The sequence below is a fragment of the Serratia sp. BNK-33-b genome (genome assembly GCF_048684565.1).
GTDB lineage: Bacteria > Pseudomonadota > Gammaproteobacteria > Enterobacterales > Enterobacteriaceae > Serratia > Serratia marcescens.
On record NZ_JBLQTZ010000001.1, the window covers coordinates 714706 to 737225 of the forward strand.

Genomic DNA, 22520 nt, shown 5'->3' on the forward strand with positions numbered 1-22520 from the left:
AGCTGAAGCGTTTCAGTTGAAGCACTCTTCGACAGAAATGCCGATGTGACGGCGGCGAAAAGCCGCTGAAGCGCGGGAATAATGCAAACTCGGCGATTCACAGCGGGCGGTGCGATCCACTACTCTATGCGGGTTAGTGAGACAACCAGTCAGCGCCGGGCGGCGCCGGTGAGTCACCCGGCGTGGACGGCCCTTTTTCAGGAGCAGCATGACCATCCGCATAGCGATAAACGGCTTTGGCCGCATCGGCCGCAGCGTATTGCGCGCACTGTACGAATCGGGACGACGGGCGGAAATCTCCGTGGTGGCGATCAACGAGCTGGCGAACGCCGAAGGCATGGCCCATCTGCTGAAGTACGATTCCAGCCACGGCCGCTTCGCCTGGGATGTGCGGCAGGAGTGCGACACGCTGAGCGTCGGAGACGACGCGATTCGCCTGTTGCACCAGCCGGCGGTGGAGCAGTTGCCCTGGGGCGAGCTGGGCGTCGACGTGGTGTTGGACTGCAGCGGCGTGTACGGCAGCCGGGCGGATGGCGAAGCCCATCTGGCGGCGGGGGCGAAGAAAGTGTTGTTCGCCCATCCGGGCGGCAACGATCTGGACGCCACCATCGTGTTCGGCGTCAACCATCAGACGCTGCTGGCGGAGCACCGCATCGTGTCCAACGCCTCGTGCACCACCAACTGCATTATTCCGGTGATCAAGCTGCTGGATGACGCTTACAGCATCGAATCCGGCACCGTGACCACCATTCACTCGGCGATGAACGATCAGCCGGTGATCGACGCGTATCACGCGGATTTGCGGCGCACCCGCGCGGCGAGCCAGTCGATCATTCCGGTCGATACCAAGCTGGCTGCGGGCATCACCCGTATCTTCCCGCAGTTTTGCGATCGCTTCGAGGCGATCTCGGTGCGCGTGCCGACCATCAACGTGACGGCTATCGATCTCAGTGTCAGCGTGAGCGCCGCGGTGAAGGTGGCGGAGGTCAACCAGCTGTTGCAAAAGGCCGCACGGGAATCATTTCGTGGTATAGTTGACTACACGGAATTACCATTGGTCTCGATCGATTTTAACCATGACCCGCACAGCGCTATCGTCGACGGTACGCAGACTCGGGTCAGCGGGCAGCACCTGATAAAGACCTTGGTCTGGTGCGACAATGAATGGGGCTTTGCCAATCGGATGTTGGATACAACACGGGCAATGGCCGCCAGCGGTTTCTAGTACGGCGGCGCCGGCGTGATTGGCGCGCTGCTCAGGCAATTTTATAGAGATTCAATAAAGAGGGTTCACCATGTCTGTAATTAAGATGACCGATCTGGATCTGGCGGGTAAACGCGTACTGATCCGCTCCGATCTGAACGTGCCGGTAAAAGACGGTAAAGTGACTTCCGACGCGCGTATCCGCGCTTCCCTGCCGACTATCGAAGCTGCGCTGAAGCAAGGCGCCCGCGTGATGGTAACCTCCCACCTGGGTCGTCCTACCGAAGGCGAGTACAACGAAGAATTCTCCCTGCTGCCTGTGGTCAACTACCTGAAAGAACACCTGAAATCCCCAGTGCGTCTGGCGAAGGATTATCTGGATGGCGTCGACGTCGCCGAAGGCGAACTGGTGGTGCTGGAAAACGTCCGCTTCAACAAGGGCGAGAAGAAAGACGACGAAACCCTGTCCAAGAAATACGCGGCGCTGTGCGACGTGTACGTAATGGATGCATTCGGCACCGCGCACCGCGCGCAGGCTTCCACCCACGGCGTGGGCAAGTTCGCGCCTGTCGCCTGTGCCGGTCCGCTGTTGTCCGCCGAACTGGAAGCGCTGGGCAAAGCGCTGGGCAACCCGGCCCGTCCGATGGTCGCCATCGTGGGCGGTTCTAAAGTGTCCACCAAACTGACCGTGCTGGATTCCCTGTCCAAAATCGCCGATCAGCTGATCGTCGGCGGCGGCATCGCCAACACCTTCGTGGCGGCGCAGGGCAACAACGTGGGCCAGTCCCTGTACGAACCTGACCTGATCCCGAACGCGCAGAAACTGCTGGAAACCTGCGACATTCCGGTGCCGACCGACGTGCGCGTAGCGACCGAGTTCTCCGAAACCGCAACCGCGACCGTGAAGCAGGCCAACGAGATCCAGGACAACGAGCAAATTCTGGATATGGGCGACGTCTCTGCCGAGCGTCTGGCCGTTATCCTGAAGAACGCCAAGACCATTCTGTGGAATGGCCCGGTTGGCGTATTCGAGTTCCCTAACTTCCGTAAGGGCACCGAAATTGTCGCCCGCGCGATCGCCGATAGCGACGCTTTCTCTATCGCTGGCGGCGGCGACACTCTGGCAGCCATCGATCTGTTCGGTATCGCTGACAAAATTTCCTACATCTCCACCGGCGGTGGCGCATTCCTGGAATTCGTTGAAGGGAAACCGCTGCCTGCAGTCGTGATGCTGGAAGAGCGCGCTAAGCAGTAATTCAGACAACGGGAGGCGAAAGCCGCCCGTTTGTTTTATACCGCGCGGCTAACGCTGCGCGGCGTGAAAACATCGATTTACATCCATCTACGGCCGACGAAACAGGACAAAGTAACATGTCTAAAATTTTTGATTTCGTAAAACCGGGTGTCATCACGGGTGATGACGTTCAGAAAGTCTTCGCAGTTGCTAAAGAGAACAACTTTGCGCTGCCAGCGGTAAACTGCGTGGGTACCGACTCCATCAACGCAGTGCTGGAAGCCGCGGCTAAAGTGCGCGCGCCGGTCATCGTTCAGTTCTCCAACGGCGGCGCCGCGTTCATCGCCGGCAAAGGCGTGAAGACCGATGTGCCGCAGGGCGCAGCGATTCTGGGCGCCATCTCTGGCGCACACCACGTTCACCAGATGGCTGAACACTACGGCGTGCCGGTGATCCTGCACACCGACCACTGCGCGAAGAAACTGCTGCCATGGCTGGACGGCCTGCTGGACGCCGGCGAGAAGCACTTCGCCGCTACCGGCAAACCGCTGTTCTCTTCCCACATGATCGATCTGTCTGAAGAGTCTCTGGAAGAAAACATCGAGATCTGCAGCGCCTACCTGAAGCGCATGGCCAAAATCGGCATGACGCTGGAAATCGAACTGGGCTGCACCGGCGGTGAAGAAGACGGCGTGGACAACAGCCATATGGACGCTTCCGCTCTGTACACCCAGCCGGAAGACGTGGCTTACGCGTACGAAAAACTGAACGCCATCAGCCCGCGCTTCACCATCGCAGCTTCCTTCGGTAACGTGCACGGCGTGTACAAGCCAGGCAACGTTAAGCTGACTCCGACCATCCTGCGCGATTCTCAGAAATACGTTTCCGAGAAATTCAACCTGCCGCATAACAGCCTGAACTTCGTGTTCCACGGCGGCTCCGGTTCCAGCGATGCGGAAATCAAAGAGTCCGTCAGCTACGGCGTGATCAAGATGAACATCGATACCGATACCCAATGGGCGACCTGGGACGGCATCCTGCAGTACTACAAAGCGAACGAAGCTTACCTGCAGGGCCAGCTGGGCAACCCGAAAGGCGCCGATCAGCCAAACAAGAAATACTACGATCCACGCGTATGGCTGCGCGCAGCGCAGACCAGCATGGTGACGCGTCTGGAGCAGGCTTTCAAAGATCTGAACGCGGTAGACGTTCTGTAATCTTCGGCACCTGTTGCACGATGCAAAAGGCTCCCTGCGGGGAGCCTTTTTTGTTTTCAGCCCAGCAGGCCGGCGCCGACGTTGATCGACAGGCCCAGGATCAGCATGTTGAACACGAACGAAATAACTGACTGCACGAGCGCGATTTTACGTACCTCCGCGGCGCCGACCGCCACGTCGGCGGTTTGCGACGCGACCGCGATGGTGAAGGAGAAGTAGGCGAAGTCCAGATAGGTCGGCTCGGTGAGATTGCCGGGGAACAGCAGCGGCAAAGGATCCCGCTGTGCGCCCTGACGATAAAACTGATGGGCATAGTGCATGGTGAAGGCGGTCGGCAGCAGCAGCCAGGAGACTGCCAGCGTTGCGCCGGTTAACGCCAGATGTAGCGTTTTCAGCGAGTCGCTGGCCTGTTTGGCGCTGCTCAATTCGAACAGGATCGCCAGAATGCTCACCAGACAACCGAAACTGACCAGCGCCAACACCGTGCTGGCGCTTTCATCCTGTCGCCGGGCGATCTGGCGAATGTGCTGCGGCGTGCTGACCAGCATCAGCCGCCAGAGAAACAGCAGATAGAGCCAGGCCAGCGTATTCCAGCCGATCATCAGGCGCTGCAGCAACGAGAGCTGGGCGGGCAGCAGCAGAAAGCACAACAGCCCCGCGCCGACGGAAAACAGCAGCCTGGGCCGCACTTGCCAATAGTGTTTGAGCGAAGAGCGAATGTGCATGAAGAACGGATCTCTTGTCGTGAAATGGCCAACGCGCTGTTTTCAGCATAGAAGAAGCGGCGGGCGGTTTCGGCTATTTTTAACGCTGACGGTTGGCATGAGCCTTTAATGTTGGTTACCCTTAGGCGGTGGTTTCCTACTGGCTGCCGAAGCCAGTGTATTTTTGCGAGTTTCTCCCGTTAGGGACTGAGTTAGGACGACACGAATGAAAGATTTGAATGTAGTAGACGGCATCAACGGTGCCGGCGACTGGTTGGTGAAGAACCAGGATCTGTTGATCCAGTACGCGGTGAATATCGTCGCCGCCATCGTTATCCTGATCATCGGTTCGATCGTGGCCCGCGTGGTCGGCAATGCGCTGAACCGCGTGATGAAACTGCGCGGCATCGACGCCACGGTAGCTGACTTCCTGTCGGCGATCGTACGTTACGGCGTGCTGGCGTTCACCTTCATCGCGGTGCTGGGGCGCGTCGGCGTGCAGACCACCTCGGTGATCGCCGTGCTGGGTGCCGCCGGTTTGGCCGTCGGTCTGGCGCTGCAAGGCTCGCTGTCCAACTTCGCCGCCGGCGTGCTGCTGGTGATCTTCCGCCCGCTGCGCGTGGGTGAGTATGTCGATCTGGGCGGCGTGGCCGGCACCGTCGATCAGGTGCAGATTTTCTCCACCACCCTGCGCACCGCAGACAACAAAACCATCGTGGTGCCGAACGGTAAAATCATCGCCGGCAACATCATCAACTACTCCCGCGAACCGAACCGCCGCGTGGATATCGTGGTAGGCGTGGCCTACAACGCCGATATCGACGTGGTGAAAAAGGTGTTGGGCGACGTGATCGCCGCCGACAAACGCATCATGCACGCTAAAGGCGTGACCGTGCGTCTGAACGAGATGGCGCCATCTTCCCTGAACTTCGTGACCCGTTCCTGGACCACTAACGCGGAATACTGGAACGTGTACTTCGATCTGATGGAAAACTTCAAGCGCGCGCTGGATGCCCACAACATCGGCATTCCGTTCCCGCAGATGGACGTGCACCTGTATCGCACCGAAGACGCTTTCGCCAAGGCGGAATAACACAGAAGGGGGCCTTGGCCCCCTTTTTTATTGCGGGCCGAGACGCTACCGATGGCGTCTCGGCCTTTTATTTCCGCGAGTTCAGATGCCGGCCGCCGGTTCGGTCAACGGCGCGCGGCGGCGCAGGCTGAGGCGATAAAGCAGGAAGATGGCGGCTGCGCCCAGCAGCGCCGGCAACGCCAGCCAGAGGAAGAACACTTCTGGCGATCCGGCGGCGGTCATCATCCAGGCGCCGAGCATCGAGCCGACGATCGAGCCGAAGCGGCCATTGGCCATGGCCCAACTGACGCCGGTGACGCGGGCTGCGGTCGGGTAAAGGGTGGCGGAAACCAGGTTCAGGCCGTTCTGCGCGCCGGCCACGCCGAAGCCGATAAGGAACACAATGGCGGCCAACGTGTAGACGTCGCCCATCAGATACCCGGTCGCGCCAATCACCAGCGCGGCGCCCAGGTAGGAGACGGCCAATACGCGGTAGGGCCCGACCCGATCCATCAGCAGCGCCATGAGGATGGCGCCCAGAGTGCCGCCGAGCGGCACCATGGCTCCGATGCGCGAGGCGTGGGCGATATCGTAACCGGCGTCTTTGAGGATCGTCGGCAACCAGCTGGTGAGCAGGTAGAACACGAACAGCGAACAGAAGAACGCCGCCCACAGCAGCAGGGTGCGCACGGCGCGCCCTTCGATAAACAGATGCGAGATCGGCGATTTGACCTGCGCCGGACGCTCGTCATCGACAATCGTCACACCGGCCCAACGCTGGCCGGTGATGCGCTCGACCACCCGGCGCAGCCGATCGGCATGTTTGGCGCTGGCGGCCATAAAGCGTACTGATTCGGGCATCTGCCAGGCTAACAGCGGCAGCAGCGCCAATGGCGCAATGCCGCCGACCACCAGCAGGCCGCGCCAGCCAAATGCAGGAATGATCTGCCCGGCCAGCAGGCCGCCCAGGGCCAGCCCGGCGGTAAAGCCGCTCCAGCTCAGGGTGACCATCAGCATGCGCCGGCGCGCCGGTGAGTACTCAGAGCTGAGGGTGATGCAGGTCGGTATCGCGCCCCCGAGGCCAATGCCGGTGATGAAGCGCAACAGGGTCAGGGATTCGATCGAATGCGCATAGGCCGAAGCCAGGGTGCAGCCGCCAAACACCAGCACCGCGACGAGCAGCACGCGTTTGCGGCCGATGGCGTCGGCGAGCGGCCCGAACAGCAGGCTGCCGATCAGCAGGCCGAACAATCCCGCACCGAAGGCGGGGGAGAGCTGCGCTGGCTGCAGGCCCCACTCTTCGCGCAGCGCCGGGGCGATATAGCCGATGATGGCGGTATCGAAGCCGTCCAGCAGGGCGATCAGGAAACACAGGGCGAGGATGAGAATTTGATAAGGCGAGATCTTGGCGCGATCGATAATTTCGCTGATGCGAGCGGTATCTGGGCTCATGAGGGTTCCACTGTTATTAAGCTGGTGTGGGCTGGCTGAGGGGCCGTTCAGGCCGCTTTGGCTGGCATCGCGTAGAAATCCGAGTATACACCAGAGCGGGGGCGTTGCGGGGAGGGGGAGTCGATGATAATCGCCCGCCGCAGGAGGCTACTGCGGCGGGCGCTGGCGCGGTTATTTAGCCAACAGTTCTCGGCGCACGATTTCGGCGCCTGCGCTTAAGGCATTCAGCTTGCCGCTGGCGACCTGACGGGGCAGGGGAGCCATGCCGCAGTTGGTCGACGGATAGAGCTTGTCGGCATCGACAAACTGCAGCGCTTTGCGCAGCGTAGCGGCTACTTCCTCCGGCGTCTCAACGGCATGATTCGCTACGTCGATGGCGCCGACCATCACTTTTTTACCGCGAATCAGTTCAAGCAGATCCATCGGCACGTGCGAGTTATGGCACTCCAACGAGATAATATCGATAGTCGACGTTTGCAGCTTGGGAAACGCCTCTTCATATTGCCGCCACTCAGAGCCCAGCGTCTTTTTCCAATCGGTATTGGCCTTAATGCCGTATCCATAGCAGATATGTACGGCCGTTTCACACTTAAGCCCTTCAACGGCTCTTTCCAGGGCGGCGATGCCCCAGTCATTCACCTCGTCAAAGAACACATTAAATGCGGGCTCATCAAACTGAATAATGTCGACGCCGGCGGCCTCAAGCTCTTTGGCTTCCTGATTGAGGATCTTGGCGAACTCCCAGGCCAATTTCTCGCGGCTTTTATAGTGGTTGTCATAAAGCGTGTCGATCATGGTCATCGGCCCCGGCAGGGCCCATTTAATCGGCTGCTTGGTCAGCTGGCGTAAAAATTTGGCGTCTTCAACGAAAACGGGTTTTTGGCGCGAGACCGCCCCCACAACGGTTGGCACGCTCGCTTCGTAGCGATTGCGGATTTTAACCACTTCGCGTTTCTCGAAATCGACGCCGCTGAGGTGCTCGATAAACGTCGTGACGAAGTGCTGACGCGTTTGCTCGCCATCGCTGACGATATCGATGCCGGCCTGTTGTTGCTCTGCCAGCGACAAACGCAAGGCGTCCTGTTTCCCTTCGATTAATTCTTCATTCTGCAATTTCCAGGGCGACCACAGGGTTTCCGGTTGGGCCAGCCAGACAGGTTTGGGCAAGCTGCCGGCGGTCGACGTAGGGAGCAATATTTTCATGATAGATGACCTGTATTTGAGTGAATCAAAGCGCGTAGTGAGCAGACCATTGCTCAAGAAGAGGTTTGTAGGGTTTGATAAATTGCTCTTCCGTAAATTTCCCCTGCTCAATCGCCAACTGGCTACGCTCTTCGCGATCGTAAACAATCTTGGTTAATGAATGATCCTGGTTATTCAGGCTGGGCTGATAGCATTGCCCCGCCGCCGAGTTGGCATTGTAAATTTCAGGCCGATAAATTTTCTGGAAGGTCTCCATCGTGCTGATGGTGCCGATCAGTTCCAGATCGGTGTAATCGCTCAGCAAATCCCCGGGGAAATAAAACGCCAGGGGCGCGACGCTATTTTTCGGCATGAAGTAGCGCACCTGCAGGCCCATTTTTTTAAAATACCGGTCGGTCAGCGAAGCGCCGTCTTGCCGATACTCGTCGCCCAACACCGGGTGTTGATTGCCCGTCCGATGGTAGGTGTCTTTGCTGGACACGCTGAGGCAAATCACCGGCGGTTTGCTGAAATTTTCATGGTATTCGTTTGAATTGACGAAGTGCTTAAAGATATTGCCGTGCAAATCGCCGAAATCATCCGGAATGGTAAATTCCGCCGTGTTTTTATTGTGCGCCGGCAGCAAGACGCTAAAGTCGTAATCGCGCACGTAAGAGGAGAAATTGTTCCCAACGATGCCCTCGATACGCTTTTGCGTTTTTTTATCAAGGATGTTGGTTTTCAGGATTTCGATCACCGGGAAGCTGGCGCCCTGATCTTCAATGCGCATCTCAACCGAGATGATTTCAAGCTCGACCGAATAGCGATCGGCCTTGGGGTTATCCCAATGCGCCAACGTATTGAAGCGATTGTTAATCATCACCAGCGTATTGCGCAGGTTCTCCCGGCGATTTTCCCCTCTGGCCAAATTGGCGAAGTTGGTGGTGATACGCGTACTTTCAGAAGGGTTATAATCTTCATCGAAAGAACTGCTCTTAATCGTAAAGGTAAAGTCTCTATTCATCGTCTTATAGCATCCTGTTATATGATATGAAGGCTGTATTTATCCATTTATTTCAATGGTTTGTTTTTCTCTTTTTTCATTCAGCCGATTTCATATTGTCTGTCGTTAATGAGGTCTATTTTTGCCAGAGTCCCGGTGGGAGTGAAAGAGACTTAATTTCATTACCACATGAGCGGTATTCATGTTCTGGCGTTCGGGGCGGTTTATCGCCGTTGCCCTGCGGCGCAAACCGCCGGTGGGTTGGGCCGGCAACCTGGTGCAGCCTGAAAAATTACGGGTATAATCCCTCCATGATCCCACGGCTTCAGACACGAACATGACAAAACTCACCTTACAAGAGCAGATGCTCAAAGCGGGCTTGGTAACCAGCAAGAAAATGGCCAAAGTCCAGAGAACGGCTAAAAAATCACGCGTTCAGGCCCGCGAGGCCAGAGAAGCGGTGGAAGAGAATAAAAAGGCGCAACTTGAGCGCGATAAGCAGCTGAGCGAGCAGCAAAAGCAGGCCGCGTTGTCCAAAGAGTACAAGGCGCAGGTGAAGCAGCTGATCGAGATGAACCGCATCGTCCTGGCGAAAGGCGATATCGGTTTCAACTTCACCGACGGCAACCTGATTAAAAAAATCCTGGTGGATAAGGCGACGCAGACGCAGCTGATCAATGGCCGCCTCGCCATTGCCCGCTTGGTGGTCGAGAATCGGGAAGAGTGTGAATACGCGATTATCCCCGCGAGCGTCGCCGATAAAATCGCGCAGCGCGATGCGGCCAGCATAGTGCTGCACAGCGCGCTGAGTCAGGAAGAACAGGATGAAGACGATCCGTACGCCGACTTTAAAGTGCCCGACGATTTGATGTGGTAAGCCGCGTTCAGAACGGCGCTGCGTGACGAGCGGTTATCCGCTCTCCGCTGATGGGGTGCACAAAGTCCAGCTCGCTGGCGTGCAGCATCAGCCGCGGCGTCTGTTCGGTACCCGGCAGCAGGCGCCCGCCATACAGATCGCAACCTAAAATAGGATGGCCCAATTGCCGGCTGTGAATACGCAGCTGGTGGGTGCGTCCGGTCTCCGGGGTGAGCTGCACCCGCGTCAGCGGCAGCGAGATCCCGCCTTCCATTTCACGATAAAAACGTTCGACGACCCGATAGCGGGAGCGGGCGGGCTTGCCGTGGAGGGCGCAAATCGACATCAGCGGGAACAACGCCGGATCTTTGGCGATCGCCGCGTCTATTACCCCTTCGTTATCCGCCAGATGGCCGCAGAGCAGCGCGCTGTACACTTTGCCGACGATGCGTTCGCTGAACTGCCGACAGAGCGCGGCGTTGACGGCCTTGTTGCGGGCCACCACCATCAAACCGGACGTGCCGAAATCCAGGCGGTGCGCCAGGGCGCAGCCGGGGAACCTCTGTACCAGCCGGTGGTGTACCGAATCGAGATTCTGCGGATTCTTGCCCGAGAGGCTGAGCAGCCCGGCCGGCTTATTGATCAGCGCCAGATGATCGTCCTGATAGAGGATCTCTATCTGGTCATGGCATGGCGGGGCGATAAAGGTATCGGTGATCGTAGACATCGGGCGGCCGGCTGGAGGGTGGGTGCGGATGATAGCGAATTTTTCGCCGATGGGCGAATGCGGTTTTCGCTACACTGCGCCTCATGCCCGTTGGCACCCGATGCGGCAAAGCATCGGGTGCCACGGTTAAAGCCCCGGCGCGCTACTGCCCGTAGTAGGCGTGTTGGCCGTGTTTGCGCAGGTAGTGTTTGTCCAACAGTTCGCGCTGCATGCTGTGAATGCCCGGCGTCAGCTGGCGCGAGAAAATGCCCATGTAGGCAATTTCTTCCAGCACCACCGCATTATGCACCGCATTGTGGGCGTCTTTGCCCCAGGCGAAGGGGCCGTGGGCGTTGACCAGTACCGCCGGGATCGCGTTGGGATTGATATCGCGCTGGCGGAAGGTTTCGATAATCACGTTGCCGGTTTCCAGTTCGTAATCGTGCTCAATTTCATCCTGGGTCATCAGGCGAGTGCAGGGGATCGCGCCATAAAAGTAGTCGGCGTGGGTGGTTCCCCAGGCGGGGATGTCCAGCCCGGCCTGCGCCCAGATGGTGGCGTGGCGCGAATGGGTGTGCACGATACCGCCGATATCGGCGAATTCGCGGTACAGCGCCAGATGGGTGGCGGTGTCCGACGACGGTTTTTTTACCCCCTCGACGGTGCGGCCGCTGGCCAGATCGACCACCACCATATCCTCCGCCGTCATATGCTCGTATTCAACGCCGGAAGGTTTGATCACCACCAGGCCGCGTTCGCGATCCACCGCGCTGACGTTGCCCCAGGTAAAGGTCACCAGCTTATGGCGTGGCAGATCGAGATTGGCCTCCAGCACCTGTTGTTTTAACTGAGTCAGCATGTCATGCCCCCTTGTTGCATTTTCTGTTCGATCCAGCGGCGGGCCTGAACGATCTCGGCCACCGGCTCCTCGGCTTTTTCGGTCCACATCTCAATCAGGAATGCGCCGCGGTAATTGAGGCGCTGCAACGTGCGAAACACCTCGACGAAGTCGACGCAGCCTTCGCCAAACGGCACGTCGCGGAATTGTCCCGGCGAAACGGCGGTGACCGGGTAGGTGTCTTTCAGGTGAATGGCGGCGATGCGGTCGATGCCCAGCTCCAGCTCGCGCGGCACGTCATTGCCCCAGGCGCTGAGGTTGCCGACGTCCGGATACACCGTGAACCACGGCGAGGCCAGCAGGGCGTCCCAGGCTTTCCATTTACCGATCGAGTTCATAAAGGCGGTCTCCATGATTTCCACCGCCAGCATCACCTGGGCGGCGGCGGCACGCTCTACCGCCCACTGCATGCCTTCGCTAAAGCGCGCCAGCGTCCCCTCGTCCTGCTCTTCGTAATACACGTCGTAGCCGGCCAGCTGGATGGTGCGGATACCGACGTCTTTGGCCAGCTGAATGGCCTGTTCCATCACGTCGAAGGCGCGCTGGCGCAGCGCCGGATCGTGGCTGCCAAACGGAAAGCGCCGGTGGCCGGAGAGGCACATCGACGGGATGCGGATGCCGGTTTCCAGCATGGCGTCCACCAGCGCCAAGCGCTGCGCCTTGCTCCAGCTCAGGCGCGCCAGGCGTTCATCGCTTTCGTCCACCGACATTTCGACGAAGTCGAAGCCGCAGGCCTTGGCCAGCGCCAGGCGCTCGGGCCAGCTCAGGTGTTTCGGCAGCGCTTTCTCGTAAATTCCCAACGGGTGCTGACGCATATCATGATCTCCAGATGTCATCGATGGCGGCGCGGAACTGCCTGGCGGCCGCCGGCGGATCGCCGGCCTCGGCCAGCGCGCGGCCGGCGATAAAGGCGGTGACGGCGATCTCTTTAAACAGCGGCAGGTCGGCGGGCGTGATGCCGCCGGTCACCGACAGCTCGATGCCCAGATCGGACAGCGCCTTCATCCGATCCAGATCCTGCCGGCCCCAGGTTTGCCCGCTGGCCTGCGCGTCGCGGCCGCGGTGATAGATCGCCTGGCGAATGCCAAGGCCGCGCCATTGCCGCGCATCCTCCAATGTCCAGCGGCCGAACAGTTCGATCTGGATTTCGCCGCTGTGACGCTCGGCGACCTCCCGCGCGCTGGCCATGGTGGCCAACGGCGCGGCGCAGATCACCGTCATCCAGTCCGCGCCTTGGCCGAAGGCCTGCTCGGCCAGCGTCGCACCGGCGTCGGCCACCTTGAGATCGGCCACCAGCGTGTGCTGCGGACAGCGCTCGCGCAACGCGCTAACCGCCTGAATGCCGGCGCTGATGCACAAAATGGTACCGGCCTCGATGATGTCCACATGGGGGCTGAGGGTCTCGGCGGTGCGCAGCGCCGTATCCAAACGGGTTTGATCGAGCGCCAGCTGCAGGCGCGGTTTCGTGCTCATGGGGCCTCCTTGTTGGCGGGCTGCAGATTTTGCAATGCAGCAATCAGCGCCTGATAACGTTGGTGTTTGTGGTTGTAAGCTTCGGCGGCGGCCGCATCAGGCAGCAGCCGCTCGATACGCGGCGCCAGCCGGCGCTGGGCGGCGGTAAAATCGCTGAAGACGCCGCTGCCGACCATGGCCGCCATCGCCGCGCCCAAACAGCCGGTTTCTTCCACCTGCGGCAGCTCAACCGGCAGGCCGCTGACGTCGGCGAACATTTGCATCCAGGGGAGGGATTTGGCGGGACCGCCGGTCACGCGCAGCGCCTGCGCCTCAGGGAAACGCCGGCGCATGCGGTTAAGGTGCGTCATGTGGCAGAACACCACGCCTTCGTAGATCGCCTGCACCAGGTGCTCGCGTTGGTGGAAGGCCTGCAGGCCGTAGAAGCTGGCGCTCAGCCCCAGGCCGGCGTTGGAGCCATACAGGAAAGGGGCGAACAGCAGATCGCCGGCGGCTTTCGGCAGGGCGGCGACCCAGCGGTTAAGCTGGTCGTAGTCCTGCAGCCCCCATTGGTGACAGAACCATTCCAGGTTGGCGGCGGAAGTGGGGCTGGCTTCGTGCACGATGTATTGGCCGTTTTCGGCGTGGCGGCCATAGACAAAGGGATGATCGAAACCCTCGACGATGGCGTCGGTGATGCCGCTGGTGACCGACCAGGTCCCCATCACCGCGTTGAGCTGGGTTTCGTCCTGCAGGCCGGCGCACAGCGCGGTGGACACCACGTCGAACAACCCGCCGACCACCGGGGTGCCGATTTGCAGGCCGGTAATGGCCGCGGCGTTTGCCGCGACGCGTCCGGCGATGTCGGCCGAACCGACAATCGTCGGCAGGGCGGGCATGATGTCGCCGATGCCCAGCAGCTGCGCCAACGCCGGGTCATAGCGTCCGCTGCGCATCTGATACAGGTTGGATTCGGAGATATTGGTTTCTTCGCAGGCCAGCTCGCCGGTCAGGCAATAGCGCAGGTAGTCGTGCGCCATCAGCACGCTGCCGATGCGGGCGTAACGTTCAGGCTGATGCCGCTTCAGCCAGCGCAGCAGTGAGACCGGGTGCCCGGTCCACAGCGTTTGGCGCGTTTGCGGATACAGCGCCTGCGGCACGCCCTGCCGTTGCCATTCCTGCACCAGCGCCAGCGCGCGCTGATCGGAAGAGAGCATGGCGTTGCCCAGCGGCTGCCCCTGCTTATCCAGCAGAAACGCGCCCTTGCCCTGCGCCGAGATGCCGATGGCCTGGATGGCGCCGGCGGCAACGCCGCTGGCGGACAGCACTTCACGGATCACGTCGGCGGCGGTGCGCCACAGCGATGCCATATCGCGCTCGGCCCAGCCGGGATGCGGCGCGACGATCGCCAGATTGCGCCGCGCAACGCCGTGTTCATGGCCCCTGTGGTCGTATAAACCCGCCTTGATGAAGGTGCCGCCGCAGTCGAGCCCCAGCCAATATTCCATCATTCGCTCCTCGTACTGTGGTCGCATTTATTGGGCAGCATCAACGCCAGCACGGAGGCGATCGCCAGCGAGGCAGCCAGGCTGTAGACACCGACATCCTTGTTGAACAGGCTGATCAGGACGCCGACCATATACGGGCCGCAAAAGCCGCCGAGGTTGCCCAGCGCATTGATCACGCCGCGCGCACCGCCGGCCACTTCGGCGTTGAACAATTTGGGCGGGATGGTCCAGAACACCCCGGCCGCCGCCTGAATAAATACGCCGCAGCCGACCAGCGCAGCGTAAGACCACCAGACGTGATCCTTCAGCAGCACCGACAGCGCCATGCAGGCGGCAAAGCAGGCCAGCGGCAGGGCGACGAAGATTTTGCGCTTGCCGGTGCGATCGGAGAGGGTGGAGATGATCAGCATGCCGAAGATGGCGCCGATATAGGGCAGGATAGCCAGCAGGCCCACTTGCTCCATATCGCCGTGGGTCAGCCCTTTCAAAATGGTCGGCAGCCACAGGGTGTAGCCGTAGATACCGGTCTGGTAGAAAAAATTCACCAGGATCAGCTGCCACATGATCCGGTCGCCCAGCACCCGGCGCAACGAGGCGTTGCGCACCGTTTTTCCTTTGATCAGCAGCTGTTCGTCGTGCAGGGTCTTTACCAGATACTCTTTTTCCGCCTGCGAGATCCATTTGGCCTCCTGGGGGCGGTTGCTGATGGTGAAGTACCACAGCGCCATGACTATCAGCGACAGAGCGCCCTCCACCAGAAACAGCATGCGCCAGTCCCAGGCGGTGATGATCCAACCCGACAGCGGGGCGGTGAGAATGCCGGCGATCGGCACGAACATGATGACGATGGCGTTGGCGCGGCCGCGCTCCTTATCCGGGAACCAGTTGCTGATCATGGTCAGCACCACCGGCAGCATGCCGCCTTCGGAAACGCCGAGGGCGAAGCGCAGGAACAGCAGCTGGTACTGGTTGGTGACCAGCCCGGTCAGCACCGAGATCACCGCCCAGGCCAACAGTGACCAGCCGATGAATTTCTTGCCGTTGCCGTATACCGCCAGCTTGCCGCCGGGCACCTGCAGAAACAGGTAACCGATGAAGAAGATGCCGCCGGCCAGTCCGGCCATCGAGGCGGTGATGCCGAGTTCGTCATCCATGCCGCCGGGCATGGCGAAGGCGATGTTGACCCGGTCCATGTAAGAAATGATGCAGGTGATGAGGATCGGCGGCACGATCCTCAGCCAGCGGAGCTTGGGGATCGCCTGGCTTTGGCTGACGGAAACGGAGGCTGTATTCATAAGGACCTCTTTCGATGTTCGCTTTTTTGTAGGGTCGGGCGTTTGTTTTGCTTGATTTGGGCGCAGGGGCGCCCGCACAGGCCCATGGACCGGTGTTGTTATCGTTACGGGTGTGGCGGCTATCAGGCGCTAAACGACGCCAGCGGTATCTTCACCACCACCTTGCGTATCGCGCTTGGGCGTTGGTTAATGCAGGCCGGGCGATGCACGTCCTGTGGGAAAAATACCGCGAAGTTGCCGGGCCGCATCGTGAGCCAGGATTCGTCGGCCACGTCCTGATAAAACAGGATGTCGCGCTGTGCCAGCAGCTCCTGATGAACGACGTTGTCGCCGTTGTCCGCCGCTACGCCGATAAGTTCGGTGCCGCTGACCAGAAACTGCACGTCGACGTTTTGCCGGTGGACTTCCGGGCGCAGCGCATCCGGTGGTTGGGTATGCAGATCCAGCACTTGCACCACGTAGCCGGTGGCGGGATCTTCATAGCGCCCTGCGGGCAAGACGCTGAAATCGGTGCGCTGCAAATAGGCGACGGCGTTGGCGACCGGCGTCGGGTACTGCTCGGGCGCGGTGTTGGCGATGTGGCCGAATATCATGATGCTCCTCCCGTTACAGCGCCTGAATGCGCGCCCAGACTCGTTCGTCGACCGGAATGCCGTCGCGCAGGTTCTCTGCCAGAATGCGCGGGAACTTGTGGCCCGGCAGGCGAATGGCGACGTCGGGGTTGTCCCGTTCGGCGCTGGTGACGTAATCCATGATGCGCTGCAGTTTTTGATCGCGGCTGTCGCCGTCGATCAACCGGTCTATCTCAATCGCGATGAACACCTGCGAGACGCCGTATTCGTCGCGGTGATCTTCCGTCACTTCCGCCACCGAGGCGCCGCCTGACAGCAGGGTGGCGATCATGTCCAGCACGATCGACAACGCCGATCCTTTCCAGTACCCCATCGGCAAAATGCGCCGATTCTCTTCGATGGTGGCCGGATCGCGGGTCAGATGGCCGTCGTTGTCGAAGCCGCCGTCCACCGGCAGGGTTTTGCCCGCAAGCCGGTTCAGCTCCAGCGCGCCGTAGGAAAACATCGACATCGACATGTCCACCATAGTGATCGGGTTGCCCGGCACGGCGACGATCAAAGGGTTGGTGCCGATACGGCACGTTTTGGCGCCCCACGGCGGCATCACGGCGATCGAGTTGGTCCAGCAAATGCCGATATAGCCTTTCTCCGCCGCCTGCCAGCCGTAACCGCCGCCGCGCATCCAGTGGTTGGCGTTGCGCAGCGCCACCAGGCCGATGCCATGATCATCGGCCAACTGCATGGCGCGATCCATCATGCGGCGGGCGGTAAGGTTGCCGATACCCTGGTGCGCATCCCATTGCTCGATCGCCCCCAGAGACAACAGTTTGCTGGGTTCAGCGTCTGGCACGATATCGCCGGCGTCCAACTGCTGAATAAAGCGCGGAAAGCGGTTAACGCCGTGGGAGTAAACGCCGCTGGCGGTGGTGTCGGCGAACATGCCGGCGCAGTCGTCGGCGAGATGTTCCGCCACGCCGCGCGCCAGCAGCACGCGTTTGAATTGCTGTTTTAATTCGCTGTAACTCACTCTCATGCCGGTTCTCCGCCTGTGCGAATCGTCTGTTTTTGGTTCGCTAGATTTCAATATGCGAAATTGCATTTCAAATAAATGCTATCCCGGCGATTCAGGGAAGTCAAAGCAAGGGGGAGTAAAATTATTCATGAAAAACATGACGTTAAAATTGAGTGGTGATTTTGTGATCGTCGCCACATTTTGGTGGAGATGGCGTGCTTCAGACATGGCAAAGCAGGGCGGATCGACACCCACCCTGCGTCTTGCAAGACCCCGGCTAACCGCGGGTGTTCAACACCATGCGGTAGAGTGAGGTGGTGGCGGTGATATAGAGTTCATCGCCGTTCGGGCCGCCGAAGGTGCAATTGGAGACGCGTTCCGGCACGCTGATTTTGTCGATCTGTCGCCCCTCTGGATCAAAGACCAGCACGCCGTCGGCGCAGCTGCAAAACAGATTGCCGGCCCGGTCGACGCAGAACCCGTCCGGGAAACCGGGCTCCACCGTCGCGAAACGGCGGCCGGCTTCCAGCTCGCGGCCGTTGACCGCATAGACGCGCAGCTCGCGGCGGCCCAGCGTCGGGAAATCCACGATCGACATGTCCGCCACGTACAGCCATTTTTCATCCGGTGAAAACGCCAGACCGTTCGGGCGCTGCAGGTCGCAGGCGGCGATGGTCAGCGAACCGTCGCGCGGATCGAAGCTGTAGAGGTAACAGCCGATCACCTGGCTTTCCGATTTGTAGCCCTCTTCGTCGCCGATGATGCCGTAGGGCGGATCGGTGAACCACAGGGTGCCGTCGGAACGCACCGCCACGTCGTTCGGCGAGTTAAAGCGCTTACCGTCGACGCGGTCGATCAACAGGCGCACTTCGCCATCGCTTTCGGTGCGGCTGATGCCGCGCCGCCCGTGTTCGCAGCTGACCACGCGCCCCTCGCCGTCGCGCGCATTGCCGTTGGCGTAGTGCGACGGCGAACGGTATAGGGCCAGCTCACCCCGGCGTGACCAGCGGAACATGCGATTGCCTTTCACGTCGCTGAACACCACCGCATCCTCCTGCGGTAGCCAGACCGGCCCTTCGGCCCAAATCGCAGGTGAGCACAAGCGCTCGAGCTGAGCGTGCGTGCGCAATGAATGCCGAATGCCGCCGTTCACTTCACGCCCCAGATCGCTTTGTAATGGCCCTGATAATCATTTTGCGGGTCATACAGGTTATTGGCGCCGCCGTCGGCGGCGATATTGTCGCGTGTCACCAGGTGCGCCGGCGTGACGTAGCCGGAAGGCGGGTGCTTGGCGAAGGCGCGGTTGAATTCGTCCAGCAGTTGCCAACCGTGCAGCTTCAAGGGCTCCGGCACCGTCGCCGACTGGCTGTCGCCTGACCGGATACGCTGGTAAGCGGAGATCGAACCGTCGCCGGCCGACACGTTGTAAGGCGCGTTCTTGCCGCCTTTGCCGGCGGTCTTCAGCGCCGGGGCCATAAAGTCGAAGTACAGATCGTTGATCGCCAGCGCATATTGGAATTTGTCGCCGTACTTCTGCTGCAGGCTGAAGGTCATCGCCGGCATGCGGTTGGCGGTATCGGCCAGCGGCGTGTCGATGAATTCCAGCAGCGTGCAGCCGCTGCATTTGGCGATCTCTTCTTTCATGACGTTGGCCTTGTCCAACGCGATTTGGTACAGCGAGTCGGTGAAGATCAACACGCTCGCCTTGCCGCCGGACTGAACCACCGCGTATTGCGCGGCGATGCGCGCCACTTCGTTGGAATCCGACGTGACGTTATAGAACACGTTGTATTTGGCGATGGGGCCCGGTTCCGGCACCGCGTGCCAGGCGGTCAGCACGATGCCCTGCTGTACGGCCTTTTTCAGCGGGATCTTGGCGACGTTAGGGTTCCAGCCGCCGATCACGATGCCGTCCGGTTTCTGGGCGATGGCCTGATTGAGCGATGCCAGCTGATCTTTCACCGAGCCGCCGCCGTCGAGCGTTTCCAGCTTCCAGCCGGCGGCTTTCGCCGCTTCGCTCAACCCCTGTTGCACCCCTTGCACGCCGCCGTTCTTCATGTCGGAGGCGATAAAAATGATCTTCTTGTTGGCCTGCAGCTGCGGGCCGCTGGTGGGGCCGTCCCACTGGGTGGCGCTGGCGGTGGCCTTCGCGACGGCGGCGGTGGCCTGATCGAGATAGGCGTCGGCCCAGACCGGCGATGCGGCGAGCAGCAAGGTCGTGAACCCCGGTAACAGCCAAATGCGTTTCATGGTGTGCTCCTGGTTTAAGGGTGGGTCGCTGTCTGATTGTTGTTGTCAGCCGGCGTCGCCTGGCTGCGTTGTACCGCTTTCTGATTGAGCAGCCGACGGCGTTGGGCATAGCCGGCCAGGGTGATCGACAGCAACAGCGTCGCGCCGTTGAACAGCGGTTCGACCCAGAATTCGCCGCCGAACTGCTGAATGCCGGCGATGCCGATTGCCAGAATGGCGATGCCGACCACGGTGCCCCAGACGTTGACGCGCCCTGGGCGAATGGTGGTGCTGCCGAGGAAGGCGCCGACCAGCGCCGGCAGCAGATAGTCCATGCCGACGCTGGCCTGGCCGACGCCCTGTTCGGCGGCGATCAATACGCCGCTGAAACCGGTGAGCACGCTGGAGGCGATGAAGGCGCCGATGGTAAAGCGATTGACCGAGATGCCGTTCAGACGCGCCGCCGCCGGGTTGCCGCCCACCGCATACATGCAGCGGCCGAGCGGGGTATGTTCGGTGATGAGCCACAGCACCACCGCGACGATCAGCACGTAAAACGCCACGATCGGAATGCCGGCGATCTCGGTGTGGTGCAGCGCGATAAAGGCATCCGGCAAGTCGCCGACGATCTGCCGCCCGCCGGAGTGCCACAGGGCAATGGCGTACAGTACGGTGCCGGAGCCGAGGGTGGCGACGAAGCTGTCGATATCGGCCAGCGCCACCAGAATGCCGTTCAGCAACCCGTACAGCGCCGAAATCGCCAGCACCGTCAGCACCGCCATCTGCCAGGTGAAGCCGTATTCCACCTGCAGCGTGATCGCCAGGATGTGCCACAGCACAATGCCGAAGCCGACGTTAAGATCGATCTTGCCCACGATCATCGGGATGGTCGCCGCCAGCGCCAACAGGGCGATTTTGGCCTTGCTCGACAGAATCGCCTGCAGCGTCAGCATCGATGCGAAGGAGGGGGTGAGCAGTGAGAACAGCACGACCAGCGCGATGCACAGCAGCAGCAGGCCATAGCGGGTGAGAACCTGCATCAGCCACGGGCCGGCGCCGTCCTGCGCCAGGCTGACGCGCTGCTCCAGCGCGGTTGATTTAACGGATGTTTTAGACATGGCCTACCTCGGATTCTGACGTGATTGCGACGCTTTCCCCGGTGCTGGCAGAGGCCAGCTCCAATAAATTGGCGAATGACACCTGTTGATTTTTCAATTCCCCGACCACTTTCCCGCGGTTGAATACCAGCGCGCGGTTGCAAATATGGGCGATCTCCTCGAAATCGTTGGAGATCACCAGCACTGCCACGCCTTCCGCCAGGGATTTATTCAACAGGTGGTAGATTTCCGCGCGCGCGCCGACGTCCACGCCGGCGGTGGGATCTTCCAGGATCAGCAGCGGCGCCCCCAGGTGCATCCAGCGCGCCATCACCACCTTTTGCTGGTTGCCGCCGGACAGCGCGCTGATATCGATATTGACGTCCTTGGGGCGTACGTCGAACAGCTGCACCTTCCACCAACTGGCACCGATCTCCGCTCGCCGCCCGTAGCGGGAGAGCAGCCGGTGGCCGCTGGCGCAGGGGTTGATAAACAGGTTTTCACGCACGCTCATCGACATCACCAGGCTTTCACCGGTGCGATCGCCCGCCACCAGTGAAACGCCGCAGGCCATCGCCTGCTGCGGGGAACTCGCCAGATAGGGCCGATCGCGAAACCGAATCGCGCCGCCGTCGGCCTGACGCAACCCGAACAGCAGACGGCCAATCTCTTCTTGCCCGGCCCCGCGCAGGCCGGCCAACGCCAGCATCTCGCCCGGCTGCAACTCGAAGCTCACCGGACCGATGTCGCCCACCGTGACGCTATCGAGCTGCAGCACCGGCGGACGATGCTCCGGCAGCGGTTCGCGCTGATCGTCCGCCATCGCTTCGCCAACGATGGTTTGCACCAGATCGCGCAGCGAGTAGTCGGCGGTGCGGCCGCCGGCGACATAGCGCCCGTCGCGCATCACGCAGACTCGATCGGCGATTTCGATCACTTCGTCCAAACGGTGGGTGACGTAAATCATGCCGACCTTTTTGGCGCGCAGCCGGTTGATCACGGCGAACAGATGACGCACGTCGTTGGCGGGCAGGGAGGCGGTCGGTTCATCCAGCACCAGCAGCTCGGCATTGACCGCCACCGCGCGGGCGATCGCCAGCAGCGATTTTTCGGTGCGCGACAGTTCGAAGACGCGCGCATCGGGATCGAGCGCGATGCCGACGTCTTGCAGCGCCTGCGCCGCCCGGCGGCGAATGGCGCGCCAGTCGATCAACCCAAAGCGGCGGGGAAACCCCATCACCAGCGCCATGTTTTCCGCCACCGTCATCCATTCGATCAGGCCGAGATCCTGATGAATAAAGGCGATCGGCTGGCGGCTGGCGCTTTTTATCGCGGCGGCGGAGGCGATGCTTGCGCCCTGAAAGCGAATATCGCCGCCGTCGCGCGGGTAGACGCCCGCCAGCACTTTGATCAGCGTCGATTTGCCGGCGCCGTTTTCGCCCAGCAGCGCCAGAACTTCGCCCGGCATCACCTGCAGGCTGACGTCGTTGACCGCCACGTTGCCGCCAAATCGTTTGACGATGTGGCTGAGGGTAAGGATGGGTTGTGCCGCATTATCGATAGTCATGTGATGCGCCCCTGGTGTTGCGCCCGTGCGAAGATGCCGGGCAAATCAGCTAAACCGCTGGTGAGTATCTGGCCTTTAAATTTCAACATGCGAAATTCAATTTCAAAAATAATATGACGTTCGTTGCGCTAAATCAAAGGCGATGAGGTTTTAATTGCTGTTATTAAACAATGGGTTATTTTTTACTTTGCGGAAGTGTGACCGATGGCTCACTTCAATGCGGGGGAAATATTGCGGATTTTTGGCCCGCTGCGGACAAT

General features: G+C 60.5%; 21 protein-coding genes. 5 read left to right on the forward strand and 16 right to left on the reverse strand.

From position 1 onward, the window contains the following. Nucleotides 1-208: 208 nt before the first annotated feature. From epd to fbaA, 3 genes are all read left to right on the forward strand, one after another. Nucleotides 209-1225, forward strand: a complete 1017-nt coding sequence (gene epd, locus ACMGGK_RS03330) for an erythrose-4-phosphate dehydrogenase (RefSeq protein ID WP_004931582.1) — start codon at nt 209-211, stop codon at nt 1223-1225. Between the two features lie 70 nt (nt 1226-1295). Next, complete coding sequence (gene pgk / locus ACMGGK_RS03335; protein WP_028127700.1) at nt 1296-2459, forward strand: phosphoglycerate kinase; 1164 nt, start codon at nt 1296-1298, stop codon at nt 2457-2459. 116 nt (nt 2460-2575) lie between these two features. After that, nucleotides 2576-3655, forward strand: coding sequence for a class II fructose-bisphosphate aldolase (fbaA, locus tag ACMGGK_RS03340; protein ID WP_004931586.1), 1080 nt, complete (start codon nt 2576-2578; stop codon nt 3653-3655). 56 nt (nt 3656-3711) lie between these two features. Here the strand turns inward: fbaA and ACMGGK_RS03345 are convergent, their stop codons facing one another. Continuing rightward, nucleotides 3712-4380, reverse strand: a complete 669-nt coding sequence (locus tag ACMGGK_RS03345; RefSeq protein ID WP_016930030.1) for a DUF1345 domain-containing protein — start codon at nt 4378-4380, stop codon at nt 3712-3714. A 205-nt stretch (nt 4381-4585) separates the two neighbouring features. Here ACMGGK_RS03345 and mscS point away from each other — a divergent pair, with 205 nt between their 5' ends. Next, on the forward strand, nt 4586-5452 hold the full coding sequence (mscS, locus tag ACMGGK_RS03350; protein WP_420276689.1) for a small-conductance mechanosensitive channel MscS: 867 nt from the start codon (nt 4586-4588) through the stop codon (nt 5450-5452). A gap of 81 nt (nt 5453-5533) precedes the next feature. On the opposite strand, the gene ACMGGK_RS03355 is transcribed toward mscS, so the two are convergent. The 3 genes from ACMGGK_RS03355 to ACMGGK_RS03365 all read right to left on the reverse strand — a co-directional run bounded on the left by ACMGGK_RS03355 (nt 5534) and on the right by ACMGGK_RS03365 (nt 9089). Beyond that, nucleotides 5534-6883: an MFS transporter gene (locus ACMGGK_RS03355; protein ID WP_016930029.1), complete on the reverse strand. Its 1350-nt coding sequence runs from the start codon at nt 6881-6883 to the stop codon at nt 5534-5536. Between the two features lie 171 nt (nt 6884-7054). Next, the gene (locus ACMGGK_RS03360) at nt 7055-8086 is read right to left on the reverse strand and encodes a methionine synthase (RefSeq protein ID WP_028127699.1); all 1032 of its coding nucleotides are present in this window, start codon (nt 8084-8086) and stop codon (nt 7055-7057) included. Between the two features lie 25 nt (nt 8087-8111). Further along, a complete protein-coding gene (locus ACMGGK_RS03365; protein ID WP_016930027.1) occupies nt 8112-9089 on the reverse strand; it encodes a DUF1852 domain-containing protein in 978 nt (325 codons plus the stop codon). A gap of 316 nt (nt 9090-9405) precedes the next feature. On the opposite strand from ACMGGK_RS03365, the gene ACMGGK_RS03370 reads away from it, so the two are divergent. Next, nucleotides 9406-9945, forward strand: coding sequence for a DUF2058 domain-containing protein (locus tag ACMGGK_RS03370; RefSeq protein WP_025160208.1), 540 nt, complete (start codon nt 9406-9408; stop codon nt 9943-9945). Between the two features lie 7 nt (nt 9946-9952). On the opposite strand, the gene ACMGGK_RS03375 is transcribed toward ACMGGK_RS03370, so the two are convergent. The 12 genes from ACMGGK_RS03375 to ACMGGK_RS03430 form a co-directional block, all read right to left on the reverse strand. Continuing rightward, entirely contained in the window at nt 9953-10651 is a 699-nt protein-coding gene (locus tag ACMGGK_RS03375) for an RluA family pseudouridine synthase (protein ID WP_420276690.1), read from the reverse strand. Nucleotides 10652-10793: 142 nt separating this feature from the next. Beyond that, entirely contained in the window at nt 10794-11489 is a 696-nt protein-coding gene (gene araD, locus ACMGGK_RS03380) for an L-ribulose-5-phosphate 4-epimerase (RefSeq protein WP_016930023.1), read from the reverse strand. Next, nucleotides 11483-12343 carry an L-ribulose-5-phosphate 3-epimerase gene (locus tag ACMGGK_RS03385; protein WP_420276691.1) on the reverse strand — a complete coding sequence of 287 codons (861 nt, stop codon included), beginning with the start codon at nt 12341-12343 and terminating at the stop codon, nt 11483-11485. Before ACMGGK_RS03385 ends, araD begins: the two co-directional genes overlap by 7 nt. A gap of 1 nt (nt 12344) precedes the next feature. After that, entirely contained in the window at nt 12345-13001 is a 657-nt protein-coding gene (ulaD, locus tag ACMGGK_RS03390) for a 3-keto-L-gulonate-6-phosphate decarboxylase UlaD (protein ID WP_420276692.1), read from the reverse strand. Next, complete coding sequence (locus ACMGGK_RS03395; protein WP_275424129.1) at nt 12998-14488, reverse strand: FGGY-family carbohydrate kinase; 1491 nt, start codon at nt 14486-14488, stop codon at nt 12998-13000. The genes ulaD and ACMGGK_RS03395 overlap by 4 nt, the downstream gene beginning before the upstream one ends. Further along, on the reverse strand, nt 14488-15783 hold the full coding sequence (locus ACMGGK_RS03400; protein WP_049300359.1) for an MFS transporter: 1296 nt from the start codon (nt 15781-15783) through the stop codon (nt 14488-14490). The genes ACMGGK_RS03395 and ACMGGK_RS03400 overlap by 1 nt, the downstream gene beginning before the upstream one ends. Nucleotides 15784-15905: 122 nt before the next feature. Next, nucleotides 15906-16376 carry a YhcH/YjgK/YiaL family protein gene (locus ACMGGK_RS03405; protein WP_016930018.1) on the reverse strand — a complete coding sequence of 157 codons (471 nt, stop codon included), beginning with the start codon at nt 16374-16376 and terminating at the stop codon, nt 15906-15908. A gap of 13 nt (nt 16377-16389) precedes the next feature. Beyond that, on the reverse strand, nt 16390-17388 hold the full coding sequence (yiaK, locus tag ACMGGK_RS03410) for a 3-dehydro-L-gulonate 2-dehydrogenase (RefSeq protein WP_016930017.1): 999 nt from the start codon (nt 17386-17388) through the stop codon (nt 16390-16392). Between the two features lie 256 nt (nt 17389-17644). After that, nucleotides 17645-18520, reverse strand: a complete 876-nt coding sequence (locus ACMGGK_RS03415; protein ID WP_016930016.1) for an SMP-30/gluconolactonase/LRE family protein — start codon at nt 18518-18520, stop codon at nt 17645-17647. Continuing rightward, complete coding sequence (locus ACMGGK_RS03420) at nt 18517-19617, reverse strand: substrate-binding domain-containing protein (RefSeq protein WP_420276693.1); 1101 nt, start codon at nt 19615-19617, stop codon at nt 18517-18519. The genes ACMGGK_RS03415 and ACMGGK_RS03420 overlap by 4 nt, the downstream gene beginning before the upstream one ends. 14 nt (nt 19618-19631) lie before the next feature. After that, nucleotides 19632-20714, reverse strand: a complete 1083-nt coding sequence (locus ACMGGK_RS03425; RefSeq protein ID WP_198636968.1) for an ABC transporter permease — start codon at nt 20712-20714, stop codon at nt 19632-19634. Further along, nucleotides 20707-22260, reverse strand: a complete 1554-nt coding sequence (locus ACMGGK_RS03430; RefSeq protein WP_016930013.1) for a sugar ABC transporter ATP-binding protein — start codon at nt 22258-22260, stop codon at nt 20707-20709. Before ACMGGK_RS03430 ends, ACMGGK_RS03425 begins: the two co-directional genes overlap by 8 nt. Nucleotides 22261-22520 lie beyond the last annotated feature (260 nt).

What these genes read in the sequence shown, in the direction of transcription:
- epd (WP_004931582.1), top strand. Translation starts at nt 209, where the DNA reads ATGACCATCCGCATAGCGATAAACGGCTTTGGCCGCATCGGCCGCAGC.
- pgk (WP_028127700.1), top strand. Translation starts at nt 1,296, where the DNA reads ATGTCTGTAATTAAGATGACCGATCTGGATCTGGCGGGTAAACGCGTA.
- fbaA (WP_004931586.1), top strand. Translation starts at nt 2,576, where the DNA reads ATGTCTAAAATTTTTGATTTCGTAAAACCGGGTGTCATCACGGGTGAT.
- ACMGGK_RS03345 (WP_016930030.1), bottom strand. Translation starts at nt 4,380, where the DNA reads ATGCACATTCGCTCTTCGCTCAAACACTATTGGCAAGTGCGGCCCAGG.
- mscS (WP_420276689.1), top strand. Translation starts at nt 4,586, where the DNA reads ATGAAAGATTTGAATGTAGTAGACGGCATCAACGGTGCCGGCGACTGG.
- ACMGGK_RS03355 (WP_016930029.1), bottom strand. Translation starts at nt 6,883, where the DNA reads ATGAGCCCAGATACCGCTCGCATCAGCGAAATTATCGATCGCGCCAAG.
- ACMGGK_RS03360 (WP_028127699.1), bottom strand. Translation starts at nt 8,086, where the DNA reads ATGAAAATATTGCTCCCTACGTCGACCGCCGGCAGCTTGCCCAAACCT.
- ACMGGK_RS03365 (WP_016930027.1), bottom strand. Translation starts at nt 9,089, where the DNA reads ATGAATAGAGACTTTACCTTTACGATTAAGAGCAGTTCTTTCGATGAA.
- ACMGGK_RS03370 (WP_025160208.1), top strand. Translation starts at nt 9,406, where the DNA reads ATGACAAAACTCACCTTACAAGAGCAGATGCTCAAAGCGGGCTTGGTA.
- ACMGGK_RS03375 (WP_420276690.1), bottom strand. Translation starts at nt 10,651, where the DNA reads ATGTCTACGATCACCGATACCTTTATCGCCCCGCCATGCCATGACCAG.
- araD (WP_016930023.1), bottom strand. Translation starts at nt 11,489, where the DNA reads ATGCTGACTCAGTTAAAACAACAGGTGCTGGAGGCCAATCTCGATCTG.
- ACMGGK_RS03385 (WP_420276691.1), bottom strand. Translation starts at nt 12,343, where the DNA reads ATGCGTCAGCACCCGTTGGGAATTTACGAGAAAGCGCTGCCGAAACAC.
- ulaD (WP_420276692.1), bottom strand. Translation starts at nt 13,001, where the DNA reads ATGAGCACGAAACCGCGCCTGCAGCTGGCGCTCGATCAAACCCGTTTG.
- ACMGGK_RS03395 (WP_275424129.1), bottom strand. Translation starts at nt 14,488, where the DNA reads ATGGAATATTGGCTGGGGCTCGACTGCGGCGGCACCTTCATCAAGGCG.
- ACMGGK_RS03400 (WP_049300359.1), bottom strand. Translation starts at nt 15,783, where the DNA reads ATGAATACAGCCTCCGTTTCCGTCAGCCAAAGCCAGGCGATCCCCAAG.
- ACMGGK_RS03405 (WP_016930018.1), bottom strand. Translation starts at nt 16,376, where the DNA reads ATGATATTCGGCCACATCGCCAACACCGCGCCCGAGCAGTACCCGACG.
- yiaK (WP_016930017.1), bottom strand. Translation starts at nt 17,388, where the DNA reads ATGAGAGTGAGTTACAGCGAATTAAAACAGCAATTCAAACGCGTGCTG.
- ACMGGK_RS03420 (WP_420276693.1), bottom strand. Translation starts at nt 19,617, where the DNA reads ATGAAACGCATTTGGCTGTTACCGGGGTTCACGACCTTGCTGCTCGCC.
- ACMGGK_RS03425 (WP_198636968.1), bottom strand. Translation starts at nt 20,714, where the DNA reads ATGTCTAAAACATCCGTTAAATCAACCGCGCTGGAGCAGCGCGTCAGC.
- ACMGGK_RS03430 (WP_016930013.1), bottom strand. Translation starts at nt 22,260, where the DNA reads ATGACTATCGATAATGCGGCACAACCCATCCTTACCCTCAGCCACATC.